Origin of the sequence: Veillonella atypica KON (assembly GCF_002959915.1) — a bacterium.
Taxonomy (GTDB): Bacteria; Bacillota; Negativicutes; order Veillonellales; family Veillonellaceae; genus Veillonella; species Veillonella atypica.
The window spans coordinates 14,046-35,741 of record NZ_PPDE01000011.1; the positions used below are offsets into that span (position 1 = coordinate 14,046).

A 21,696-nucleotide genomic window follows, 5' to 3' on the forward strand; every position below is an offset into this window, starting at 1 on the left:
CTCCTATTTATTCCACCATGCTTCGCCCCGCAATCGATCTAAGATGATTGAAACGGCACTACGCACAGATAAATGATTGTATTCACCATGGCCATATATAGGTTCTAAAATATAGTCAAAGCTTTCCATCGTTTCTTTTGTCATACCATAACCGGTACCAAATAATACTAACACAGGGCGGCCCTCATTTTCAAGGTGTTCACGCATCCGTGCATAGGAAATTGTATTATCATAAGTTCTAGCATCGGTAGTTGCCACGATAGGTTTTACCCCTTCCAGTTCCTCGATAGTACGCACTGCCACAGCGATAGAATTAACGAGTTCAACGCCTGTGAAAGCATCTTTTCTATCTGGATTATAGGTACTACCAAAACCAGATTTCCAATGTTCCATAATAGTAGCCGCTAACTCTCGTTGAGCCGGTATATTATGAATCACAAAATATTTAGATACATCATAGGTAATAGATGCGCGTGCAATATCGTGAATATCATAATTGGTAATGGCCGTCGTTATTACCTCTTTATGCTTATTCATAATCGGATAATGAACGAGCCCAATATATAAATTTGCCAATGCTAAATCTCCTAATTTCTAAACAACTTCCATCAACATATAGTATCATCGCATCCATTATGAAGCACTAGACCGTGCACCAGCACTGCCAAATCCAGACTTTTGCCCTATAGATGATGCTTTCTTACTTCTATTATTCTCATAACTACGAAAGGTTCTTCCACCTCCATAGCCATGTATAATTGATCCTGATGACGTATATTCATTAGGTTGTTCATACGGTTTTAATGGCGATACCGCGCGATATGTCATAGTTCGTCCATCCATACGTGCCGTAGGAGGATTAAACCCATGAAACATATAATACCCAGCTGCAATAGTTGGTAACAAACTTGCCAAACCAGCATCCCACACTAAGTTTCCACCATTATCACGGTGAAAGGTAACTGAACGATTATCGTCATACAAGGCGGTTTCTTTTCCATCGCCATGGTTTAAAAGAGAATACCGATTACCTTGACTATCCTTTAATCGAACCTCCCCCTCATTTGCCTCTGGATAAACCTTATCACACACAGCATAGGAGATATCATTCCAGTATGAATACACACCTACAAGACCAGCAACTGCGGCAAAAGCGCCTGTAAGGTATATGGTTTTCTTACTTGGCTTATACATAAAACGCTCCCTTAGTGCACAGCACCGCTAATAACAAGAGCAAGACCAACGAAAATGCCAAATACAAGAATACCAGCCGCTGTATTACCACGCATAATTTCTTCGGATAATTTATATTTACGATGCCAAATATTGATAAACATATAGCCCGTTACAAATAGTATAATACCTAGCACAGCGTATACAACACTGGCTACAATGCCGTGTAACAGGGACGTATCAGCCATAGTCACGGCGGGTGACATAATAACAGCGCGCAAAATTTCACCGATACCGATAAATGATCCCGCTGAAAGCCACGCCACAGCACAGTTACCACGCTTAATTTCTTCACTAAATTTTCCAGGCACGAAGAAATCGATAACCGTATTCGCCGTTAACATCAGTATAATGCCAAAACAAGCATAAAAAATTGTCAATAATACATCTGGTATATAAATCATAATAAGCCTCCTAATAATATAATTTTGTATTGGATGTGTTGTTAGAGTTGCTGGTAGGATACAATCGTTCGCGTCCCGTATTATCCCCTAGTCGAACCATGGTCGCATAGTTATCGAGTATATGAGAGCTGATTAATGTACGATCAATAATTTTCCAATCCTCTTGTGTTAATTTTGATTGTTCACATACCTTAACCCTAGTTTGTCCATCCGTATTAGTGATGAGATACACCAAGTCCCCAGAATAAAATACAATAACTTCATGTCCCTCTTCTAAGTTATCCCGCTCATTCTTAATATCACCATTCACAGAATCAATCAAATCTAATGCGGTACTAACAGGATCTAGTGTAGACGTGTATACATAGTCGCTATCCGAATCTGTTTTTGTATAATATACAGATGTGTCATGCATATGTTCTTTTACCGTGTAAGGCACCCCAAACATAGCGCGTATACTATGCCAAGACAAATCATTGTCCGACCAAAATAAAAATAGTAAAAATAGTACACCATACCCTACGCCAACAGCAATAGATCCAAACCTCTTTTTCATTGATTTGTTACGCATTTTTTGGTTAATAGCTTGAGCGGCTGCATCATTACAAAGACGAATGTTCACCAAGGGCACTCGTGATCCTTCGGCAAACATTTTTTTACCTTCAAACCACTCTTCTTCAAAGAATACACTAGCACCACCTTCACAAGGTAGCTGATATTCTCGATATCCTGCGCGGTCCCCTACGGAGGCACCACTTTCACCATCCACATCGACAACCTTTTCTAAACCGATTTGATGTAATGTAAAATCTTTCCCCGGCCGCGTATGAAAGGATGTTCTAGATACGGTACACCATTCATTATCATTATACTCAATGGTTAACCATATTTTATCGATTCCCTCAACAGCCTCTAGTCCATATTCATGCCAATAATCACCAGGTGATTTGGTCATAGACGGCTGGCCCCTATAGGATTGTTCCTTATCTGCTTTTGGAATAATCTCTATATATTTAATTTTCTCAGTGATTACATAACGGCTGCCATGAACCTCTAAGACATCATAACAATTAAACTCCATACGCACCCTCTCTAAAGTAGACATAACCACGACCACTACGAAGTACACCTATTATCCTTCGTTTAACCATACTCTATATGGTCAAAAATTACATAGTATTTCTCTTACTCTATTAGTAATGGTACAAAATATGCTTCTGTACCAGCTATCTCTTCCGGAGAAAAACGGCATCCTACCGCGGAGGCTTGATCGCCAAGCATAAAACAGGATAAGGTTAAAAATCCATCTTTCACTCCACAATCCACTGTATGAGTAAAACGTTTCTGCTGTATAAAGTCTTGATACATCACCTTTTTACTATCGCGACAAACGATATCGTCATAGTTATCAACTAACTTTTCCATGTAAAGCTCAGATGTATCACCACGCTTTTGAACAACTTGTACATGCCTTCCTTCACGGCCCCAAATTTCCTTTTGAATATAAAGACCATCATCAAGAGCTGAAAAATCATTTTCAAAATAGGATGGTGCCAAATAACGCTCGATGATATCCCGATCCGGTTTCGTATAAAATTGATCTGTTAAATACAATGCATATACTAAGGACATAAAGGATTTATTTTGTAAAATAATTGACTCTGGCGGATTAAAAAGTGCGAATGTATCATCCTCGTACAAATCTAAGAACATCTCACCCAAAGGTTCATTATCAGGTGTTTGTTCATCAATCAAAAGTTCCATAGGATGCAATCGATATAATAGAGTCGCATGACTACCATCTTCTAAAGGAATGCCCTCATCATCAATCTTCATATCATAAAAGGATATGAATCGCGTGTCTGCCTCAGGACAGGCTGTTTTTAGCTCATTCATAAGAAACTGTGTTGTTCCATAATCTTCAAAATAATCATGAAAACAAGAGAATACAAAGGGATCCTTAGGTAGGCTCTCTCTATTTGCCCGCATAGAGTCATATTGGTTTCTACCATACTTAGCAGATAAAACAGCGTCATACATGCGCTTTAAAAATGTATGTAATTCTTTTCGGCATTCTATATTAGGATGTTTTCGTCCTACATAATTAGCTGCCACTTCATTGGCATAATAGCTTTCAATAAGAAAACATGGCGTATCTGCATTAAGTTCTACCATCCGCAAATTGCCATTTACATCGAGAACAAAATCAAAACGAGATAACCACGTCGGCAACCCTAAGGCATTCGACTTATGTAAGTAAGGAATTAAATTGTCTGGCATATCCATATTTCGAGCAAAGTCATCTGGTGCCATCTGAAATACTTTTGCAGCTTTACAAAATATTTGAAATAATCTACGCGAAGCATGGCGAATTTCATCGTAAAAGTCGGATGAAAAGGCCTGCATAGACAAGGAAGGATACCGATCATCATATCCTTCATATTCCACGAAATTAAATATATTTCTATCAAGCTCATCAATATAGGATTTCATTGTTCATCCTTTCATTAAGAGGCACCGCTCGAAGTTCGAGCCCCTACACTACCAAAGCCATACTTTTCACCAATTCTATGTGCTCGATTACTCGTTTTAGTATTGTAACGATTTCTAGTCATTTCATTAATAGTTCTAGCCACTCTTGCACTATTAGATTTACTAGCGCCTGTACTTGCATCAAAAGGGGTAAGAGGTGATGTAGCGCGATAGGTCATACTAGGTGCATCCATATATGCCGTTGGAGCTGAAAAACCATGAAATGCATAGTAACCTACCGCCAAAGTTGGAATCAAACTGGCTAAGCCTGCATCCCATATAATATCACCCTTCTCATCACGATGAAAGGTAACAGACTTCTCAGCATCATCATAAAGTGCCGTTTCTTTTCCATCACCATGATTAATCAAGGTATAGCTTTTACCTTCATCATCTATGAGCCGTACTTCACCATTATTCGATTCTGGTTTGACCACATCACACAAAGCATAACTAATATCATCCCAATAGGAATAAACACCTACAAGAGCTGCTATAGATGTAAAGGCTATGGCTATGTAAACAGTATTCTTACTTGGTTCATACATATAATATTCCTTCGTTTGATTTCGTAACTGAAATCAATACTATCTCAATCTTTTATTATATTTGATAACGTCTTACGTCCCTGCTTATTCTTTAATTCCACCATATACGCATATCGTAACAATATTTCACTGTCATTTCTAATAGTCGCTATGCGTGTATTCTCCGAATCTGACAAGTTTTTTAATTGCCCCACTTCAACATACGTAGTGCCATTAACCACACTAATAACAGATACCTCTTTAGTCGTATAAATAACAATCCATCGCTCAGGAGACTTAGTATCTTGTTTAATGGTATAAACCTTGCCATACACAGCATCGATAAGGTCGATAGCCGTTGCATTAGGATCTTGCTTAGACGTATATACCATCAAACCGTCTTTTGTACCCTGCGGTTCATAATAATAGGAATCCTTAATTCGCTCCTCCATGGTATAGGGGAATCCCACTTCATCACGCAATTCATGCCAAGTCATATCTCCTACGAATAAATAACCCAAAAAGAATAAAATGATTCCCCAACTCAGACCCAATCGTGTCCATTCTTTTCTGCGAGCTGCATTACGAATCTTTTTACTCACTGCTTGAGCAGCCTGATCTCGCCGTCGATGTACATCAGCCAAACGAATCCGCTCACCTTGAGCCTGATCCATCAAACCACCATGCCAGTCCTCAATAAAGAATACATTGGTTTTATCCTTTTTAATTGATCTATATTCTTTATAATCGGCCTTATCACCGCTTCTAGCTTTACTTTCACCCTCAACAGACATGACGCGTTGTAAGCCTTTATCGTACAGTTTATATCCTTTAGGCGGCGTTGAACGTAAAACAGTCTCTGAAAAGGTACAATAGTCTTTTTCTCCATTTACAATGGTGAGCCATTTTTTATCTTCACCATCCACTGGCATAAGACCATATTCGGTCCAATTCTTAGCCCCTTTATGAGTACCTAATTCATTATTATACATTTCATCATTAAGAGTATAATTCACTGTCTTTTCTATGATGAATTCTTGATAGGAGATAACTTCAGTAACTACGTATCGCTTTCCCTGAATCTCTACAACATCATAACACTTAAAATTCATAGCCTAGACTCTTCTTCAACAATTTCTTTTAAAAGTTTAATTTCCTCTTTTGTTAATGGTCGTTCCAATAAATCAGGACGCAACAATCGTGTCCGTTTTAGTGCTTCCTTTTGTCGCCACGTAGCAATGTTTTTATGATGACCGCTACGCAATACGTCAGGAACAACCCATCCTCTGAATTCTGGAGGCTTTGTATATTGCGGACATTCTAAAAGGGGCTCATAAAATGAATCCTCTTGGGCCCCACTAGCAGCCCCTAATACGCCAGGAATCATACGAGCCACCGCATCAGCAACGACCATAGCAGGCAACTCGCCACCTGTTAACACATAGTCACCAATGGAAATGGTTTCATCTACTAGATGCTCCTCTACACGATAGTCAACACCTTCATAATGGCCACATACGAGAATCAGTTGATCATAAGTTGCTAGTTCTCTAGCCTTTTCCTGTGTGAAAGGTTGACCCGTAGGACCCATAAATACAATGCGACGACGTATACTTTCACTAGGATTACCAATGAGGCTCATCTCATCACACATCTCATCCGTTTCGTAGGCACCATTAATAGCACTATCATAGTTAGAGACAACAGATTCTACAGCCTCAAAAATAGGAGGCGCCATCATGAGCATGCCGGCCCCACCACCATACGGTGTATCATCCACTTGTCCATGTTTATTATGACTAAAATCGCGCGGATTCGTCACAGCCATATCTAGCCGTCCCGCCTCTATAGCTCGTTTTATGATGGAATGACTAAAGAAGGCATCAAAAAACTCTGGAAACAAGGATATAATATCTATTTTCACAACAGGCCTCCCCCGAATACACTTATTATTATCATATATCTATATATAGCTATCTTATAATTAATTCTATCATAAGACACCTATAAATAGATATAAAAAACCGCCTAAATGGATTATACCCACTCAGGCGGATCAACGATCATCATGCGTTTGTCCATATCGATGTCAATGATAACATCATCAATGGCCGCAAATAATTGATCTGGTTCCCCTTCTTTGGAAACCACATATACATCATTAGCTCCCGGTTGTAATACATCCGTCAATGTACCAAGTACATTGCCCTTTGTATCTTGCACCTCAAGGCCAATCATATCAAAGATATAGTAACGGCCTTCTGGTAATTCTACCAAATCTTCACGACGTACTTGAATCTCTTTCTTAGAGAATAATTCAGCCGCGTTGCGATCAGGAATTTCCTTAAACGAAGCTAATACGAATTGTTTATGAAATCGTGCGGATGCAACGTGGTATTCTTTACCATCGATGTAACAGGCATCCATATGCATGAACCGTTCTGGAAAATCGGTTCTAGGCATAATACGAAGATCACCCCGCACGCCGTGCGGGGCGATGATAACACCTATAGTGATGAAATCGTTAGGCTTCATTATTGACGAAACGCAACGATTTTACCGTCTTCTAATAGGATTTCAGCGCCCATCATGGCATCCAAATTATCCCCGATTTTAACGGTAACTGTTTGCTCTAATGTACCTTGAGGAATTTCAGTCCCCAATGTCAATTCTTGAGCGTCTTTCAATTTAGCTGTTACTTCTTCTTTGAAAGCCAAGCGTTTATTTTTCTCTTCGTCGATTTGTTGACGAATTGCAGTAAGACTTGTCGCATCAACTTTAGCTGCATCAGCTAAAATACGTTGAGCTTGAAACTCAATTGCTTCCAAATCTTTATTCACCATATCAAGGCGAGTTTCAAGATCGGATACAATTTTCGCTTTCAAATCTTCTGTTACTTTTGCTTTTACTGCTACAGGGACACGTAATGTCATTTCTTCCATTGGAACACTCCCTTTTAGACAATATCAACAGATATCTTTTTGTTCTCTTTAATAGCCGCCGCTTTCACCACAGAGCGAATTGCTTTTGCAATTCGACCTTGTTTTCCGATGACTTTACCCATATCCTCTGGAGCTACATGAAGTTCATAGACCTCAACATTGCCCTTTTGGACCATGGTAACAGAAACGGCATCAGGCTGCTTCACTAATGATTTCGCAATTAATGAAATTAATTCTATCATCACAGTATGCCTCTCTATTAATTACTTTTTAGCGTCTGCAAATTTTTGCATAACGCCTTGTTTTTTGAACAAGGAGCGAACAGTGTCAGTAGGCTGAGCACCTTTAGCTAACCAAGCCAAAGCTTTTTCTTCGTCTACATTAACGATAGCTGGTTGTTTAGTAGCATCATATTGACCAATTGTGTCAACAGGACGACCTTCACGTGGAGCACGTGAGTCAGCAACTACGATACGGTAGAAAGGAGCTTTTTTAGCACCTAAACGAGTCAAACGAATTTTTAACATGTGGGATTCACCTCCTTATAATGATGTGCTGGACAGGTTCAGCGCCCCTGTCCATGTATTACATAAACGGTAATTTTGGCATTCCAGGGAAGCCACCCTTACCGCCACGCAATCCTTGTAAACGCTTCATCATCTTCCGCGCTTCTTCGAATTGTTTTAATAAGCGATTGACGTCTTGTACTTGTGTACCTGACCCCATCGCAATACGCTTACGACGAGAACCATTTAAAATATTTGGATCTTGTCGTTCTGCAGCCGTCATGGATTTGATGATAGCCTCAATGCGACGTACTTCTTTACTATTCAAATCAAGGTCTTTTAATTGATCCTTAATTTGACCCATGCCTGGTAACATGCCAATAATATTTTGCAATGGTCCTAACTTTCTCACCTGATTCATCTGTTTCAAGAAATCATCTAAGGTGAAATTGTTTTTCGCCATTTTTTGCGCCATTTCACGAGCTTCTTCTTCATCAATAGCGCCTTGTACGCTTTCAATAAGAGTTTTGAAATCCCCTAAATCGAGGATACGAGAAGCCATGCGGTCTGGATAGAATACATCGAAACCATCCATTTTTTCGCTTACGCCCGTAAACTTGATTGGCAAACCAGTTACAGCCTTAATGGATAATGCAGCACCACCGCGCGCATCACCATCGAGTTTAGTAAGGATAACACCGTCAACGCCTAATTTTTCATTAAACGTTTGTGCTGTCGTCACCGCGTCCTGACCAATCATAGAGTCTACAACGAGTAGAATTTCATGAGGTCGAACAGCAGCTTTAATGTTGGACAACTCGTCCATAAGGACTTCGTCTATAGCCAAACGACCTGCTGTATCGATGATAACAACATCTTTCAGCATATGCGTGCTTTGCTCTACGGCACGACGCGCAATATCTACTGGATTAGCTCCTGGTGTTTCATCAGCAAATACAGGGATATCGATTTGCTTACCTACTACTTGCAATTGCTTAATCGCTGCTGGACGGTATACGTCGGCTGCAACAAGCATTGGATGTTTACCTTGTTTACGAAGGTATACAGCCAATTTACCAGCCGTAGTCGTTTTACCAGCACCTTGTAAACCAACAAGCATAATAATTGTTGGAGGCTTACTGGAAATCATGATACGGCTTTGCGTACCACCTAAGAGAGCTGTCAACTCATCATTAACGATTTTAATAACCGTTTGAGCTGGGTTCAAGGATCCGAACACCTCTTCACCAAGGGCCTTTTCTTTAATGGATTTAACGAAATCCTTCGCCACCATAAAGTTTACGTCCGCTTCTAAGAGAGCAGTTCGTACCTGACGCAACGCAAGATTGACATCTTCTTCTGTAATTTTGCCCTTACCTTTTAAGGATTTAAAGGCGTCTTGCAGTTTTTCTGACAAACTATCGAATGCCATATTATCCCTCCATTTGCGTCAATAATTGTTGTACCCGCGATTGTGAAAGCACATCCGCTGGCAACGTATCTTTTAATTCATTTATCACTTGCTCTCGTGCCTCATATTGAGCCACCAAGTGTAATTTAGATTCATAGTCATTCAAAATATGACGTGCACGCTGTAAATTATCATGTACAGCTTGCCTAGATACGCCAAGCTCCTCAGCAATTTCTCCAAGGGACATATCATCTTCGTGGTGAAGTTGTAAGGACATGCGTTGCTTATCCGTCAACAATGGCCCATAGAAATCAAGGAGTAAACTGATAAGTACTCGTTCTTCCATTTCGCCACCTCCATCACTGTCAAGTCATATTACTTTACATATACTACAGCATAAAAAAAGATGTGTCAAGTAGAAATACTTAACATCTAAATTATAGAGAATTATTTTCATATTTTACTTTTATATCTACTGTAATATGTTATAATAAACATATCTAATATTTTCAATATAAAAAAATAGGAGGTATTGTATGAATACCAAACATTATGATCTTATCGTCCTAGGTTTCGGCAAAGCCGGTAAAACATTAGCAGCTAAATTGGGCTCCATGGGCAAAGCCGTAGCTATGATTGAAGAAAACCCACTCATGTATGGTGGCACATGTATTAATATTGCATGTATCCCAACTAAAACGATGATTATAGCCGCATCAAAAGGCTTATCTTACGATCAAGTATTAAACCAACGCGAGGTGGTTACATCTCGTTTACGCAATAAAAACTTCGCTATGTTAGACACAAATGAACATGTCGATGTATATACTGGACATGGTGAATTCATTAGTAATAAAGAAATCGCCGTTACAGCTGGGGAAGACAAAATCATCTTATCTGGTGAAACAATTATTATTAACACTGGTGCTGTAGCGATTAAGCCTAACATTGATGGCATCAGCGCAGCAACAGGCTTCTATAACAGCACAGAAATTCAACAATTATCGCCTCAACCAAATACACTAGGTGTTATCGGTGCTGGTCCTATCGGCCTTGAATTTGCCAGCTTATACGCTAAACTAGGTGCAAAGGTAACAGTATTTAATATTGAATCTAGCATCTTAAAACGGGAGGAACCGATCGTACAAGAATTAGCTAACGAGTACTTGACTGAGCAAGGTATTACTATTCTTAACGATATAACATTAAACTCTGTATCTAATGATGGCAACAAACCTGTTATTACTGCAAATGGTCAACACTATACATTTGATGCCGTTTTATATGCTACAGGTCGCAAACCAAATACAGCTAACATCGGTTTAGAAAATACGGATATCACTACTAACGAACGCGGTGCTATCGTAGTGAATGATACGTGTGAAAGCTCCGTTCCTGGCGTATATGCAGTAGGCGATGTAAACGGTGGTCCTCAATTTACGTATATTTCTCTCGATGACTTCCGCATTGTATTTGGTGCACTTACAGGAAATGGCCAATACACATTAAAAGATCGCAAAAATATTCCTTACACAACATTCTTAACACCGCCACTGGCGCGTGTAGGTCTCACAGAAGGAGATGCTATCAACAAAGGATATACAGTTAAAACTAAAGAAATGCTCGTAGCCACCATGCCAAGAGCTCATGTAAACGACTATTTAAAAGGTGCTTTTAAAATTGTAGTAAATGCAGATAACGATTTAATCCTCGGTGCTACACTTTATTCTCAAGGTGCTGAAGAGTTGATTAATCTCATTAAAATGGCTATGGATAACAACATTCCATATACATACTTCAAAAATCAAATCTTCACACATCCTACCATGGCAGAAAACCTAAACGACCTTTGTAACTTTTAATGCCATAAACAAAATCAATAAACAAATGATATAAAATGAAAATAAAAGGGCGTTCATTAGCTTATATATATGCTAATAAACGCCCTTTTACTATTTAGAGAAATAAGATGCGATTTAAATTATTCTCTATTAGTTTTTTGTAAATAATCTACGTACTACCTTTTGTAGTTTTGGTGTCAATATAATAGCCACCACAATACCTGCAGCACTTGTAATTAAGGAGTATTGAATTTTGCTAGCTGCTACGGCTGCACTTTCAAGAACAAACCACCATGCTAAGAAATAGCCAAATGCAGTCCAAATTGTACCAATAATAAGAGCAATCAAAATACGTGTAAAGGATGCTGTCGGCTTTGTAATGGATGGTGGCAAGTAACCTGCTGTCATACCACCTACAATAAGACCTGCAATACCTTTAATAAAGAAAGAGAATACAATGTATTGAGTATGTCCACCAAAAAGATCAAATAATGCGGAACCAATAGCCGCACCTAAACCACCATATAAACCGCCAAAAAGAATGGATGATGTAAATAATGCAGCAGATCCTAAGTGAACCATGGCCCCACCTGGTATTTCAATGCGAATTGTAGTTGCTACTGCACATAAAGCAGCAATAAAGCCAATATAAACAATATCTCGTGTTTTTAATTTCATAATCTAGTTCCTCTCTTTTAGCTGAATAATTATATTTAGTATAACAAATCTCACTCAGTCTAAAAACACCGATTTCGCAGGAATTAAATAACAAAGCACCTATACAACTGCATAGGTGCTTTATAAATATTATAACTTATTTGCCGTTTAAATCTTAGCGCGTTTCAAGCGAAGGGAGTTACCCACAACTGTAACGGAACTGAATGCCATCGCAGTACCTGCAATCATAGGATTCAAGGCACCTACAGCAGCCAAAGGAATACCAATGCAGTTAAAGATCAATGCCCAGAATAGATTTTGTTTAATATTAGTCATCGTCTTACGACTGAGGCGTACTGCTTGTACTAATGTGTGTAAATCATTTCTTACAAGAACGATATCTGCTGCTTCTACGGCAATATCTGTACCACTGCCGATAGCAAAGCCGATATCTGCAGTTACAAGAGCTGGTGCATCGTTGATACCATCGCCAACCATACCAACTACAAGGCCTTTATCTTGCAATTCTTTTACCTTGCTAGCTTTATCTTGAGGCAACACTTCAGCAATTACATGAGTAATGCCTGCTTGTTTTGCAATATATTGAGCTGTACGGCGATTATCACCGGTAAGCATCCACACATCGATACCTTGAGACTGTAATTCTTTTACAACCTCAATAGTTTCAGGACGTAATTCATCTTCTACAGCCCACAATGCACTGATGACACCATCTACAGCGAGAACAGATACGGAAGCACCTTGTTCTTCAAAATGTTGAATATCATCTTGCACCTTAGATAAATCATAACCGAGTTCACTCATCCAACGGCTATGACCAAGTTGTACAGATACACCTTGGTAAGCACCTTGCAAACCTTTACCAGGCACATCGCCAAAGCTTTCAAGTTCAACAGCCTTCCCCTTGTAGCCATGATCTTCACCATAATAAACCATAGCCTTAGCAATCGGATGCGATGTGCCGCTTTCAAGGGCCATCATGATGGACATGTTCACACTTTCATCACCACTATAGTTTTTGAAAGCCGTTACATCGAGCACGCCTTGTGTAAGGGTGCCTGTTTTATCCATAACGATAGCATCGAGTTTACCAGCTTTTTCAAGATATTCCGCACTCTTGATGAGAACACCATGTTCTGCGCCAAGGCCAGAACCTACCATGATGGATGTCGGTGTAGCAAGGCCAAGCGCACATGGACAAGCGATTACTAGAACAGCGGTCGCATTAATAAGGGCTACATTGATAGAATCGCCTACAATAAAGTACCAAACGAGACCAGTTAGTACAGCTAGACCAATAACAGTTGGTACAAAGTATTGAGCCACAATATCCGCAATACGTTGAATGCTTGCTTTAGATGTTTGCGCTTCCTCTACGACCTTGATGATTTGAGATAACATCGTGTCGCTACCAATGCGCTTTGCTTCCATTGTGAAAGCACCACTTAAATTGATAGTCGCCCCAATAACCTCAGAGCCCACTTGTTTTTCTACAGGTAAGCTTTCACCTGTAAGCATAGCTTCATCAACGGTAGAGTAACCTTCTGTAATAGTACCGTCTACAGGAATCTTTTCACCAGCGCGCACTTGTAAAACATCGCCAGCCACAACCTTAGAGGTAGGAATATCTACAAATTCACCATCGCGCAATACATGAGCCGTTGCCGGTTGCAAAGCAATTAGTTTTTGAAGCGCTTCAGACGTACGCCCCTTGGCTACCTCTTCTAACAATTTACCTAGAAGAATAAATGTGATAAGCCATGCAGAGGTTTCAAAGTAAATACCATGAGGACCAAGTTCTGGATGGAACTGCCAGTTATAAATACTAAATAGATATGCCACAGTCGTACCCATAACAACGAGGACATCCATCGTAAGAGCTCCATTCTTTACGGCACTCCATGCACTCTTATAGAACATGAGACCCGGGCCAAATTGAGCAATGGTGGCTAATACAAATTCGACCCATACTGGCAACGCTTGAATACCAAAACGATGCAAGGTCATGTTGATCATCATCGGCACCGCCATACAAGCCGCAATAATAAGGCGTGTAATATGTGGTTTTAAATTAACCTTTTCTATTTCTTGTTTCGTTTCATCCGCTTCAGTAGCACCAAAACCAATATTCGTTATGGCATCGATAATTTGTTGTGGTTCTACGGTAGCGCCATCCTTAAACTCTACACTCCCCTTACGGGTTAGTAGGTTAACCTTTACAGAAGCTACGCCATCCACCTTGGATACGACGTTTTCAACACGTTTTACACAGGCTGCACAATGCATGCCCGTAATGTCAAACTCTTGTTTTTTTGTACTCATATATAACTTCCTTCGATACAATTCAAATCAGAGATTCATAAAATATGATAAATACAGTATATTTGTAATATTTATCACATGAACTAATACTCATATATCTACTATTTATAATAACATAGATTCTCCATTCGTCAATATCCTACTAAAACTAGAGGGTTATTCCTTTTCTGTAAGGGAATTAATAATTACGATTGTATCGCTATATATTGTGTAAATAAATATATATATTATTAAACATTATCGCTCATAATCTATACATTACCTTTATAAATAGCTTATAATAAAGTGATGATGATGAATAAATACTATAGTGGTAGAAATAAGAATGGAGGTGAGGAAATGCCAGATACAACTAGCCCTACTGTGGAATTCATATCCATTGCCAAAGAATTCCGCCATGAATATGTAGTGGAGAAATCCAGATTTATCACTACCGTATATCCATGTAGTACCGAAGAAGATGCGCAATCTTTTATCGCCCGTATCAATAAAGAGTTTTGGGATGCTCGGCATAATTGTACGGCCTTCGCATTAGGACCAAAGCAAGAACAACAACGCTCGTCCGATAATGGTGAACCATCGGGCACAGCGGGTAAGCCTATGCTAGAAGTCTTGAAAAAGACAGGTATTACAAATGTAGCCGTCGTGGTAACGCGCTACTTTGGCGGTATAAAACTAGGGGCTGGTGGATTAATCCGAGCATACTCCCACTCCGTTGCTGAAACATTGCGTCTTGCACCAAAGGAATTGCATACCACAAGAACACAATTACAAGCGATTATTGACTATGCACTATATGGCACAATAGAACGCTATCTACAAGATGCCCAACTACATTATGAGGCTACCTTTGGACAAAAAATAGATCTTACGATTTTAGTACCACCTATCGATATAGAACGGATACAAAAAGAGCTCCAAGACATGAGTCATGGAGCTACTACTTGTAATGTATTAGATGCTATCGAAGTGGTATTACCACTAGATTAAGTGTTCAATCAATTCGTACACTAACTAATTAGTTGCCATTATGAACTAAACCAGTAATGCCTTGGTTCATTTCATGACGTTTTTCCGTTGTCAATGGATGTGGCCATACGCGTTCTAATTGTTTTTTACGACTAACACCAGCATTATGTGCTGTCATTAATCTACGTGCTTCCCAATTACGAATTGCTTTACTTAATGTTCTTTTTACTACGCCCATAGTAGTACTCACTTTCCTAGTCAATGCAACTATATCAAAAATATTGATGAGATTATTAAAACAACTTTTTATGTGCTTTTATTCTCTTGATGTGTATAGTATATATGACATTTCTTAAAAGGTAAAATAACTATTCCTTTATTAGTTATAAATTTTAATTATTATGATTTGTGTATTAAAGGGGGATTTTATGGACACATCGTATTATCACAATTTTATAACCCTTGTTCAAACAGGAAACATGACACAAGCTGCAGAAATTCTCCACATTACACAACCGGCTTTGAGTAAGCAGTTAAAGTATTTAGAGGCAGAATTTGGAGCTCAACTCATCAATATTAAACGAGGTCAACGAGGTTCCAATTTACAACTTACCGATGCAGGTAAAATTTTTTATGAAAAAGCACAGCAATTATGTTCTATTGAAGAATCCACGTATAATGCAGTACAACAGTTAAATTCACGTATCGAAGGTACGCTGCGCATCGCTACCTCCGCATCCCGTTCCACCCCCATCGTACAACAATATTTGCCGGCATTCTCCATGAAATATCCATCTGTACACTTTGAGATTTACGAAGGACTCATGACCAATGTCGTAAAACAGCTCATCAGTGGCAGTGCAGAAATTGGAATTGCTAATATCCAAATGGTAGATACTGAAAAATTTGATATTCTCTTAACCCAAGAGGAACATCTATACGCATTGTTTAGACGCGATGTGTTTTGGACTGATCGTGAACACGATACCATCACCTGGGATGATATCAGACAATGCCCTCTCTCCTTATCTGGTGGGTCCGTAAGAATGATTATGCAATCATCCTTAACAGATATGGAACATCTAAATGTGAGCGCTATTACGACTACAAAAACATCGGCTATTGAATGGGCATCATCCGGTCGTACGGTAGCGCTGGTCCCAATGGATGCCAAAGAAATGGTAAATCACCGCAAAATGTCACGCATTAAATTACCTGAATTTTCCGGTGACTACAAAAAAGCATTCATAACCTTAAAAGGTCATGCCCTTTCACCGGTGGCACAACAATTTATAGATTTCTATAAAGCCTACGTATAATACATTTACCAATATTGATACGAAATAATTACATATACACAAAAAAGCAGGAACTGGCATCGCCAATTCCTGCTTTTGTTATAGCTCGACTATGATTGATGTACGGCACCAATAATATCAGTAATACTGTTTAGATTATATCGTTCCACATAATCGCCCATTTCACGAGCAATACGAGAAATAGCGGTTGGATCAACCATCGTAGCGGTACCAACTTGTACGGCCTGAGCACCAGCCATCATAAATTCGATAGCATCAGTGCCACTCATAATACCACCAAGGCCAATAATAGGAATAGTAACCCCTTTATAGACTTGATGAACCATGCGAAGCGCCACAGGTTTTACTGCTGGACCAGATAGACCACCATAAATATTACCTAACAATGGTTTGCGACGGTGAATATCAATAGCCATGCCTAACAATGTATTAATGAGGCTGACCCCATTACCACCACCGGCTTCTACAGCCTTTGCAATTTCCACGATATCTGTTACATTTGGTGAAAGTTTTACAATAACCGGCTTATCAGTTACTTTACGAACCGCTTTAGTTACTTGTTCAACAACCTTTGGGTCTACGCCAAATGCCATGCCTTCACACTCTACATTTGGACATGATACATTGACTTCAAGGCCTGCAATACCATCCACCGATAGTGTTTCTGCCATCCAAGCAAATTCCTCTACTGTACCAGCAGACATATTAGCTAGTAACGGTACATCATATTTCTTAAGTTCTGGCAAAATATCCGTTACAAAATGCTCTGCCCCTGGATTCTCAAGGCCAATGCAGTTCAATACACCAGATGGCGTCTCTGCAATACGAGGGCCAGGATTACCATGACGACCTTTAGGCGTTAATCCTTTCACAGAGATAGCCCCCACCTCATTACTAAGGTCTAGATAACCAGCGTATTCAGGACCATTTCCAAAGGTACCAGATGCAGCGATAATAGGATTTTTCATCTTAATACCACAATAATCAATGGCGAGTTTTGGATTTGGTGTAACGGTGTTATTTAAATCGCGTTCACTCATTAAAAGAACACCTCCTCAGCTGGGAATACAGGACCATCTTTACAAACCTTATAGCGCTTACCACCTACGCCATCACAAGCACAGCCTAAACAACCACCTGTACCACAGCCCATCCGTTCTTCTAAGGACACTTGGCAAGGTACATTGAGCTCTTTAGCCACTTGAGCCACACCTTTCATCATCGGTGTAGGGCCACAAGTCATAACGGAAGTGAATGTATTAGAATTAATTAGTTCAGGCATAATAGCTGTTGGGAACCCCTTTGTTCCTACACTGCCATCATCTGTTGTGATATGAACCTGTACAGCTGTATCCTTGAACAAATCAGCCCAGAAGGTTTCGCTTTCATTTCTAAAGCCCAAGATAACGTGTGCAGACTCGCCATCTTGTAAATGGGACGCAATACAAAGCATCGGTGCAATACCAACGCCACCGCCAACGAGAAGCATATTCTCAGATGTTACAAATGGTTCGCCCAACGGGCCTAAACAATCTAATGTATCACCAGGCACGAGGCGAGTCATAATATCCGTCCCCTTACCTACGACACGGTACAAAAGGGTAATGGTACCCTTTTGTGCATCAAATCCAGCATAGCTAATAGGGCGACGCAATAATGGCGCCGTAGAGTCCGCTACGCGAACATTACAAAACTGCCCTACCTTTGCTTCTGCTGCTTGTTTTGGTGCGTGAATATCCATAATCCACACATCAGAGCCTATTTGCTCATTGCGAACGACTTCGCCCTGTTCTACATATCCACTCATGGTATTACTCCAATTCAAAATCTTGTAATGCTTCTACATTGTAGTTAGCGTCATCTTTACGGTTTGCTACAACGCGCAATACTTCACGAGCTGTATCAAGACTTGTTAAGCATGGTGTACCCATTTCTACAGCGAGACGGCGCAATTGGAAACCTTCACGTTCAGGCCGTTTACCAGCTGTCAATGTATTAAGTACGAGATCCACCTTATCTTGGCGAATGTGGTCAGCACAGTTGTCTTCGCCTTCATGGATTTTATTAACGACCTTGCAATTAACACCATGTTCGATGAAGTATTTGCCTGTACCACCAGTCGCTTCGATGTGATAGCCAAGGTCGATGAAACCTTTTGCAAGTTCACAAGCTTCTGCTTTATCGCGATCTGCTACGGTCATAAGGATTGTACCATCTTCTGGAATACGCATGTTTGCACCATTAATAGCTTTAAACAATGCTTCAGAATAGGTACGACCAATCCCCATAACTTCACCAGTAGATTTCATTTCAGGTCCAAGAGCGATTTCTACAAGGCCCATTTTGGAGAAGGAGAATACCGGTGCTTTTACAGCTACATATGGTTTGTTAGGTACAAGACCAAGTGGCAAGCCTAAATCTTTTAAGCTTTCACCAAGAGCAATTCGAGTTGCACATTCTACCATATTAATACCTGTAACCTTAGAAATAAATGGTACAGTACGGCTAGAACGAGGGTTAACTTCAATTACATTAAGTTCGCCGTCAGCCACGATATATTGAATATTAAGAACGCCCTTAACATTAAGGCCAATTGCAATACGACGTGTATAATCTACGATTTGATCGATAATTTCTTGGCTCAAATGTTGTGCTGGATAAACTGCCATGGAGTCACCGGAGTGAACACCGGCGCGTTCGATTTGTTCCATGATGCCAGGGATACATACATCGGTACCGTCGGAAATAGCATCAACCTCTACCTCCATACCAACCATGTAACGGTCGATAAGAACTGGATGTTCTTTGGATGCTACTACGGCTTCCTTCATATATACATCAAGTTCTTTATCATTATATACGATTTCCATCGCACGACCACCCAATACATAAGAAGGACGAACGATCAATGGATATTTTAAGTTCTTAGCAGCTGCTTGCGCTTCTTCATCAGATGTAACAAGAGCACCTACTGGACGAGGAATACCAAGTTTTGCCAATAATTCATCAAAACGTTCACGGTCTTCTGCCATGTCGATACTATCTACGGATGTACCGAGAATTTTTACACCGCGTTTAGCCAATGGGCCCGCCAAGTTAATAGCTGTTTGACCACCAAATTGAGCAATAACGCCAGCTGGTTTTTCTTTATCAATGATTTCCATAACATCGTCCACTGTTAATGGTTCGAAGTACAAGGAATCAGAAATATCGAAGTCTGTAGACACTGTTTCTGGGTTATTATTGATCATAATGGATTGGTAACCCGCTTTGCGAAGTGCCCAAGAGGAATGCACAGAGCAGTAGTCAAACTCTACACCTTGACCGATACGAATTGGACCGGAACCAAGTACTACAACGGATTTTTCACCTAGTGGTTTAACTTCGTCTTCTTGTGCATAAGCACTATAGTAGTATGGTGTTTTAGATTCGAATTCTGCAGCACATGTATCTACATATTTATAGGTTGGAAGAATATTCCATTCTTTGCGTTTCGCCTTTACGTCTTCTGCTGTTGTATTCGCATAGCGCGCAATAACAGTATCAGGGAAGGAATAACGTTTAGCTAGACGCAATACATCTTGAGTCAAACCATGTTCAGTTAACATTTTTTCTACATTGACGATATTCTTGATTTTTTCAATGAAGAATGTATCGATTTTAGTAATGTAGTGGATTTTTTCTACACTAATCCCCTTGCGAAGTGCTTCAGCCACAACGTAGATACGTTCATCATCTACTAAATGTAACCGTTCAATCAATTGTTCAATGGACTCATGAGCAATTTTCTTAAGCTCAATATGGTCTAAACCGATTTCCAAGGAGCGGATAGCTTTCAATAAAGAACCTTCCAAAGTACGGTCAATAGCCATAACTTCGCCTGTAGCCTTCATTTGAGTGCCCAATGTACGATCCGCCAAATTGAATTTTTCAAATGGCCAACGAGGGAATTTAGTTACCACATAGTCAAGTGTTGGTTCGAAGCACGCTTTTGTTTCACCTGTTACAGCATTAGTAATTTGATCCAACGTCATGCCTACTGCAATTTTTGCAGCCACCTTCGCGATTGGATACCCAGTTGCTTTAGATGCCAATGCAGAGGAACGAGATACACGAGGGTTTACTTCGATAACAATATATTCGTTACTATCTGGATTCAAAGCGTATTGTACGTTACAACCACCTTCGATCTTCAAATAGCGAATGATGTCAACAGATGCGGTACGAAGCATTTGGTATTGAATATCGTTCAATGTTTGGCTTGGTGCCACAACGATGGAGTCACCTGTATGTACACCTACAGGGTCAATATTTTCCATGTTACATACGATGATACAGTTGTCTGCACTATCGCGCATGACTTCGTATTCGATTTCTTTCCAACCTGCAACGGAACGTTCCGCCAAGATTTGGTGAATTGGTGAAAGTTTCAAACCACGGCGTGTGATTTCATACATTTCATCTTCGTTATGCGCAATACCGCCACCAGTACCGCCCAATGTATAAGCAGGACGGATGATGATAGGATAGCCGATGCGATTTGCAAAGGCTACGGCTTCTTCAAGGTCATTGAAGATGTCGGATTCAGGAACTGGTTGATTGATTTCCTTCATCGCTTCCTTGAATAGTTCGCGGTCTTCTGCATGTTTAATAGCTTCTAATGTCGTACCAAGCAACTTAACGCCATACTCTTCGAGTACACCTGCTTCTGATAATTGAACGGCCATATTTAGACCTACTTGGCCACCCAATGTTGCCAATAAGCCCCAAGGGCGTTCTTTTTTAATAACTTCCGTTACGAATTCAAGGCTAATAGGTTCTACATATACACGGTCTGCAATATCTGTATCTGTCATGATTGTTGCAGGGTTAGAGTTAACCAATACTACCTTATAGCCTTCTTCACGAAGGGAACGGCACGCTTGTGTACCAGCATAGTCGAATTCTGCTGCTTGGCCGATAATAATTGGACCAGAACCAATTACGAGTACTTTTTTTGCTTCTGTGGTCAT

23 protein-coding genes are annotated in these 21,696 nt (G+C 39.9%); 3 read left to right on the forward strand and 20 right to left on the reverse strand.

The genetic code is table 11. The features are described 5' to 3' along the window. Positions 1-3: 3 nt before the first annotated feature. The 14 genes from VAHSUH02_RS09035 to ylxM all read right to left on the reverse strand — a co-directional run bounded on the left by VAHSUH02_RS09035 (position 4) and on the right by ylxM (position 9,901). Positions 4-576 carry an RNA methyltransferase gene (locus VAHSUH02_RS09035; protein ID WP_038148738.1) on the reverse strand — a complete coding sequence of 191 codons (573 nt, stop codon included), beginning with the start codon at positions 574-576 and terminating at the stop codon, positions 4-6. 57 nt (positions 577-633) lie between these two features. Beyond that, complete coding sequence (locus tag VAHSUH02_RS09040) at positions 634-1,194, reverse strand: hypothetical protein (RefSeq protein ID WP_005382982.1); 561 nt, start codon at positions 1,192-1,194, stop codon at positions 634-636. An 11-nt stretch (positions 1,195-1,205) separates the two neighbouring features. Then, the gene (locus VAHSUH02_RS09045) at positions 1,206-1,637 is read right to left on the reverse strand and encodes a DUF350 domain-containing protein (protein WP_005382984.1); all 432 of its coding nucleotides are present in this window, start codon (positions 1,635-1,637) and stop codon (positions 1,206-1,208) included. Between the two features lie 10 nt (positions 1,638-1,647). After that, positions 1,648-2,718 (reverse strand): hypothetical protein, encoded by a 1,071-nt coding sequence (locus VAHSUH02_RS09050; RefSeq protein WP_005382985.1) that lies wholly within the window; start codon positions 2,716-2,718, stop codon positions 1,648-1,650. Positions 2,719-2,822: 104 nt separating this feature from the next. Then, entirely contained in the window at positions 2,823-4,130 is a 1,308-nt protein-coding gene (locus VAHSUH02_RS09055) for a glutathionylspermidine synthase family protein (protein ID WP_005382987.1), read from the reverse strand. A 14-nt stretch (positions 4,131-4,144) separates the two neighbouring features. Further along, positions 4,145-4,717, reverse strand: coding sequence for a hypothetical protein (locus tag VAHSUH02_RS09060; protein ID WP_005382988.1), 573 nt, complete (start codon positions 4,715-4,717; stop codon positions 4,145-4,147). 44 nt (positions 4,718-4,761) lie between these two features. After that, positions 4,762-5,808, reverse strand: coding sequence for a DUF4178 domain-containing protein (locus tag VAHSUH02_RS09065; RefSeq protein WP_005382990.1), 1,047 nt, complete (start codon positions 5,806-5,808; stop codon positions 4,762-4,764). Continuing rightward, positions 5,805-6,620, reverse strand: a complete 816-nt coding sequence (gene trmD, locus VAHSUH02_RS09070; RefSeq protein WP_005382992.1) for a tRNA (guanosine(37)-N1)-methyltransferase TrmD — start codon at positions 6,618-6,620, stop codon at positions 5,805-5,807. The genes VAHSUH02_RS09065 and trmD overlap by 4 nt, the downstream gene beginning before the upstream one ends. A gap of 113 nt (positions 6,621-6,733) precedes the next feature. Beyond that, positions 6,734-7,231, reverse strand: coding sequence for a ribosome maturation factor RimM (rimM, locus tag VAHSUH02_RS09075; protein WP_005382994.1), 498 nt, complete (start codon positions 7,229-7,231; stop codon positions 6,734-6,736). Then, positions 7,231-7,638: a YlqD family protein gene (locus VAHSUH02_RS09080; protein ID WP_005377933.1), complete on the reverse strand. Its 408-nt coding sequence runs from the start codon at positions 7,636-7,638 to the stop codon at positions 7,231-7,233. The genes rimM and VAHSUH02_RS09080 overlap by 1 nt, the downstream gene beginning before the upstream one ends. Before the next feature lie 14 nt (positions 7,639-7,652). Continuing rightward, positions 7,653-7,880 (reverse strand): KH domain-containing protein, encoded by a 228-nt coding sequence (locus VAHSUH02_RS09085; RefSeq protein ID WP_004695567.1) that lies wholly within the window; start codon positions 7,878-7,880, stop codon positions 7,653-7,655. Between the two features lie 21 nt (positions 7,881-7,901). Continuing rightward, positions 7,902-8,165 carry a 30S ribosomal protein S16 gene (gene rpsP, locus VAHSUH02_RS09090; protein WP_005377914.1) on the reverse strand — a complete coding sequence of 88 codons (264 nt, stop codon included), beginning with the start codon at positions 8,163-8,165 and terminating at the stop codon, positions 7,902-7,904. A 58-nt stretch (positions 8,166-8,223) separates the two neighbouring features. Further along, positions 8,224-9,576, reverse strand: a complete 1,353-nt coding sequence (ffh, locus tag VAHSUH02_RS09095; RefSeq protein ID WP_005381771.1) for a signal recognition particle protein — start codon at positions 9,574-9,576, stop codon at positions 8,224-8,226. 1 nt (position 9,577) lies between these two features. Beyond that, on the reverse strand, positions 9,578-9,901 hold the full coding sequence (gene ylxM / locus VAHSUH02_RS09100; protein WP_005382996.1) for a YlxM family DNA-binding protein: 324 nt from the start codon (positions 9,899-9,901) through the stop codon (positions 9,578-9,580). A 190-nt stretch (positions 9,902-10,091) separates the two neighbouring features. Here ylxM and VAHSUH02_RS09105 point away from each other — a divergent pair, with 190 nt between their 5' ends. Continuing rightward, positions 10,092-11,417, forward strand: a complete 1,326-nt coding sequence (locus VAHSUH02_RS09105; RefSeq protein ID WP_005383001.1) for an FAD-containing oxidoreductase — start codon at positions 10,092-10,094, stop codon at positions 11,415-11,417. Positions 11,418-11,546: 129 nt separating this feature from the next. On the opposite strand, the gene VAHSUH02_RS09110 is transcribed toward VAHSUH02_RS09105, so the two are convergent. Next, positions 11,547-12,074 carry an ECF transporter S component gene (locus VAHSUH02_RS09110; protein ID WP_005383003.1) on the reverse strand — a complete coding sequence of 176 codons (528 nt, stop codon included), beginning with the start codon at positions 12,072-12,074 and terminating at the stop codon, positions 11,547-11,549. A 147-nt stretch (positions 12,075-12,221) separates the two neighbouring features. Further along, the gene (locus VAHSUH02_RS09115) at positions 12,222-14,396 is read right to left on the reverse strand and encodes a heavy metal translocating P-type ATPase (RefSeq protein ID WP_005383004.1); all 2,175 of its coding nucleotides are present in this window, start codon (positions 14,394-14,396) and stop codon (positions 12,222-12,224) included. Between the two features lie 339 nt (positions 14,397-14,735). Between VAHSUH02_RS09115 and VAHSUH02_RS09120 the strand changes: the two genes are divergently transcribed. After that, positions 14,736-15,386 carry a YigZ family protein gene (locus VAHSUH02_RS09120; protein ID WP_038148740.1) on the forward strand — a complete coding sequence of 217 codons (651 nt, stop codon included), beginning with the start codon at positions 14,736-14,738 and terminating at the stop codon, positions 15,384-15,386. Positions 15,387-15,414: 28 nt separating this feature from the next. Here VAHSUH02_RS09120 and VAHSUH02_RS09125 read toward each other — a convergent pair whose 3' ends face one another. Continuing rightward, a complete protein-coding gene (locus tag VAHSUH02_RS09125) occupies positions 15,415-15,603 on the reverse strand; it encodes a hypothetical protein (protein ID WP_005377902.1) in 189 nt (62 codons plus the stop codon). 190 nt (positions 15,604-15,793) lie between these two features. Between VAHSUH02_RS09125 and VAHSUH02_RS09130 the strand changes: the two genes are divergently transcribed. Continuing rightward, positions 15,794-16,684 (forward strand): LysR family transcriptional regulator, encoded by an 891-nt coding sequence (locus VAHSUH02_RS09130; protein WP_005377941.1) that lies wholly within the window; start codon positions 15,794-15,796, stop codon positions 16,682-16,684. Positions 16,685-16,773: 89 nt separating this feature from the next. On the opposite strand, the gene VAHSUH02_RS09135 is transcribed toward VAHSUH02_RS09130, so the two are convergent. From VAHSUH02_RS09135 to carB, 3 genes are read right to left on the reverse strand one after another with little or no spacing between them, the layout of a single operon-like run. Beyond that, a complete protein-coding gene (locus VAHSUH02_RS09135) occupies positions 16,774-17,724 on the reverse strand; it encodes a dihydroorotate dehydrogenase (RefSeq protein WP_005377911.1) in 951 nt (316 codons plus the stop codon). Further along, positions 17,724-18,491, reverse strand: a complete 768-nt coding sequence (locus tag VAHSUH02_RS09140) for a dihydroorotate dehydrogenase electron transfer subunit (protein WP_005377896.1) — start codon at positions 18,489-18,491, stop codon at positions 17,724-17,726. The genes VAHSUH02_RS09135 and VAHSUH02_RS09140 overlap by 1 nt, the downstream gene beginning before the upstream one ends. A gap of 4 nt (positions 18,492-18,495) precedes the next feature. Next, the gene (carB, locus tag VAHSUH02_RS09145) at positions 18,496-21,696 is read right to left on the reverse strand and encodes a carbamoyl-phosphate synthase large subunit (protein WP_005377909.1); all 3,201 of its coding nucleotides are present in this window, start codon (positions 21,694-21,696) and stop codon (positions 18,496-18,498) included.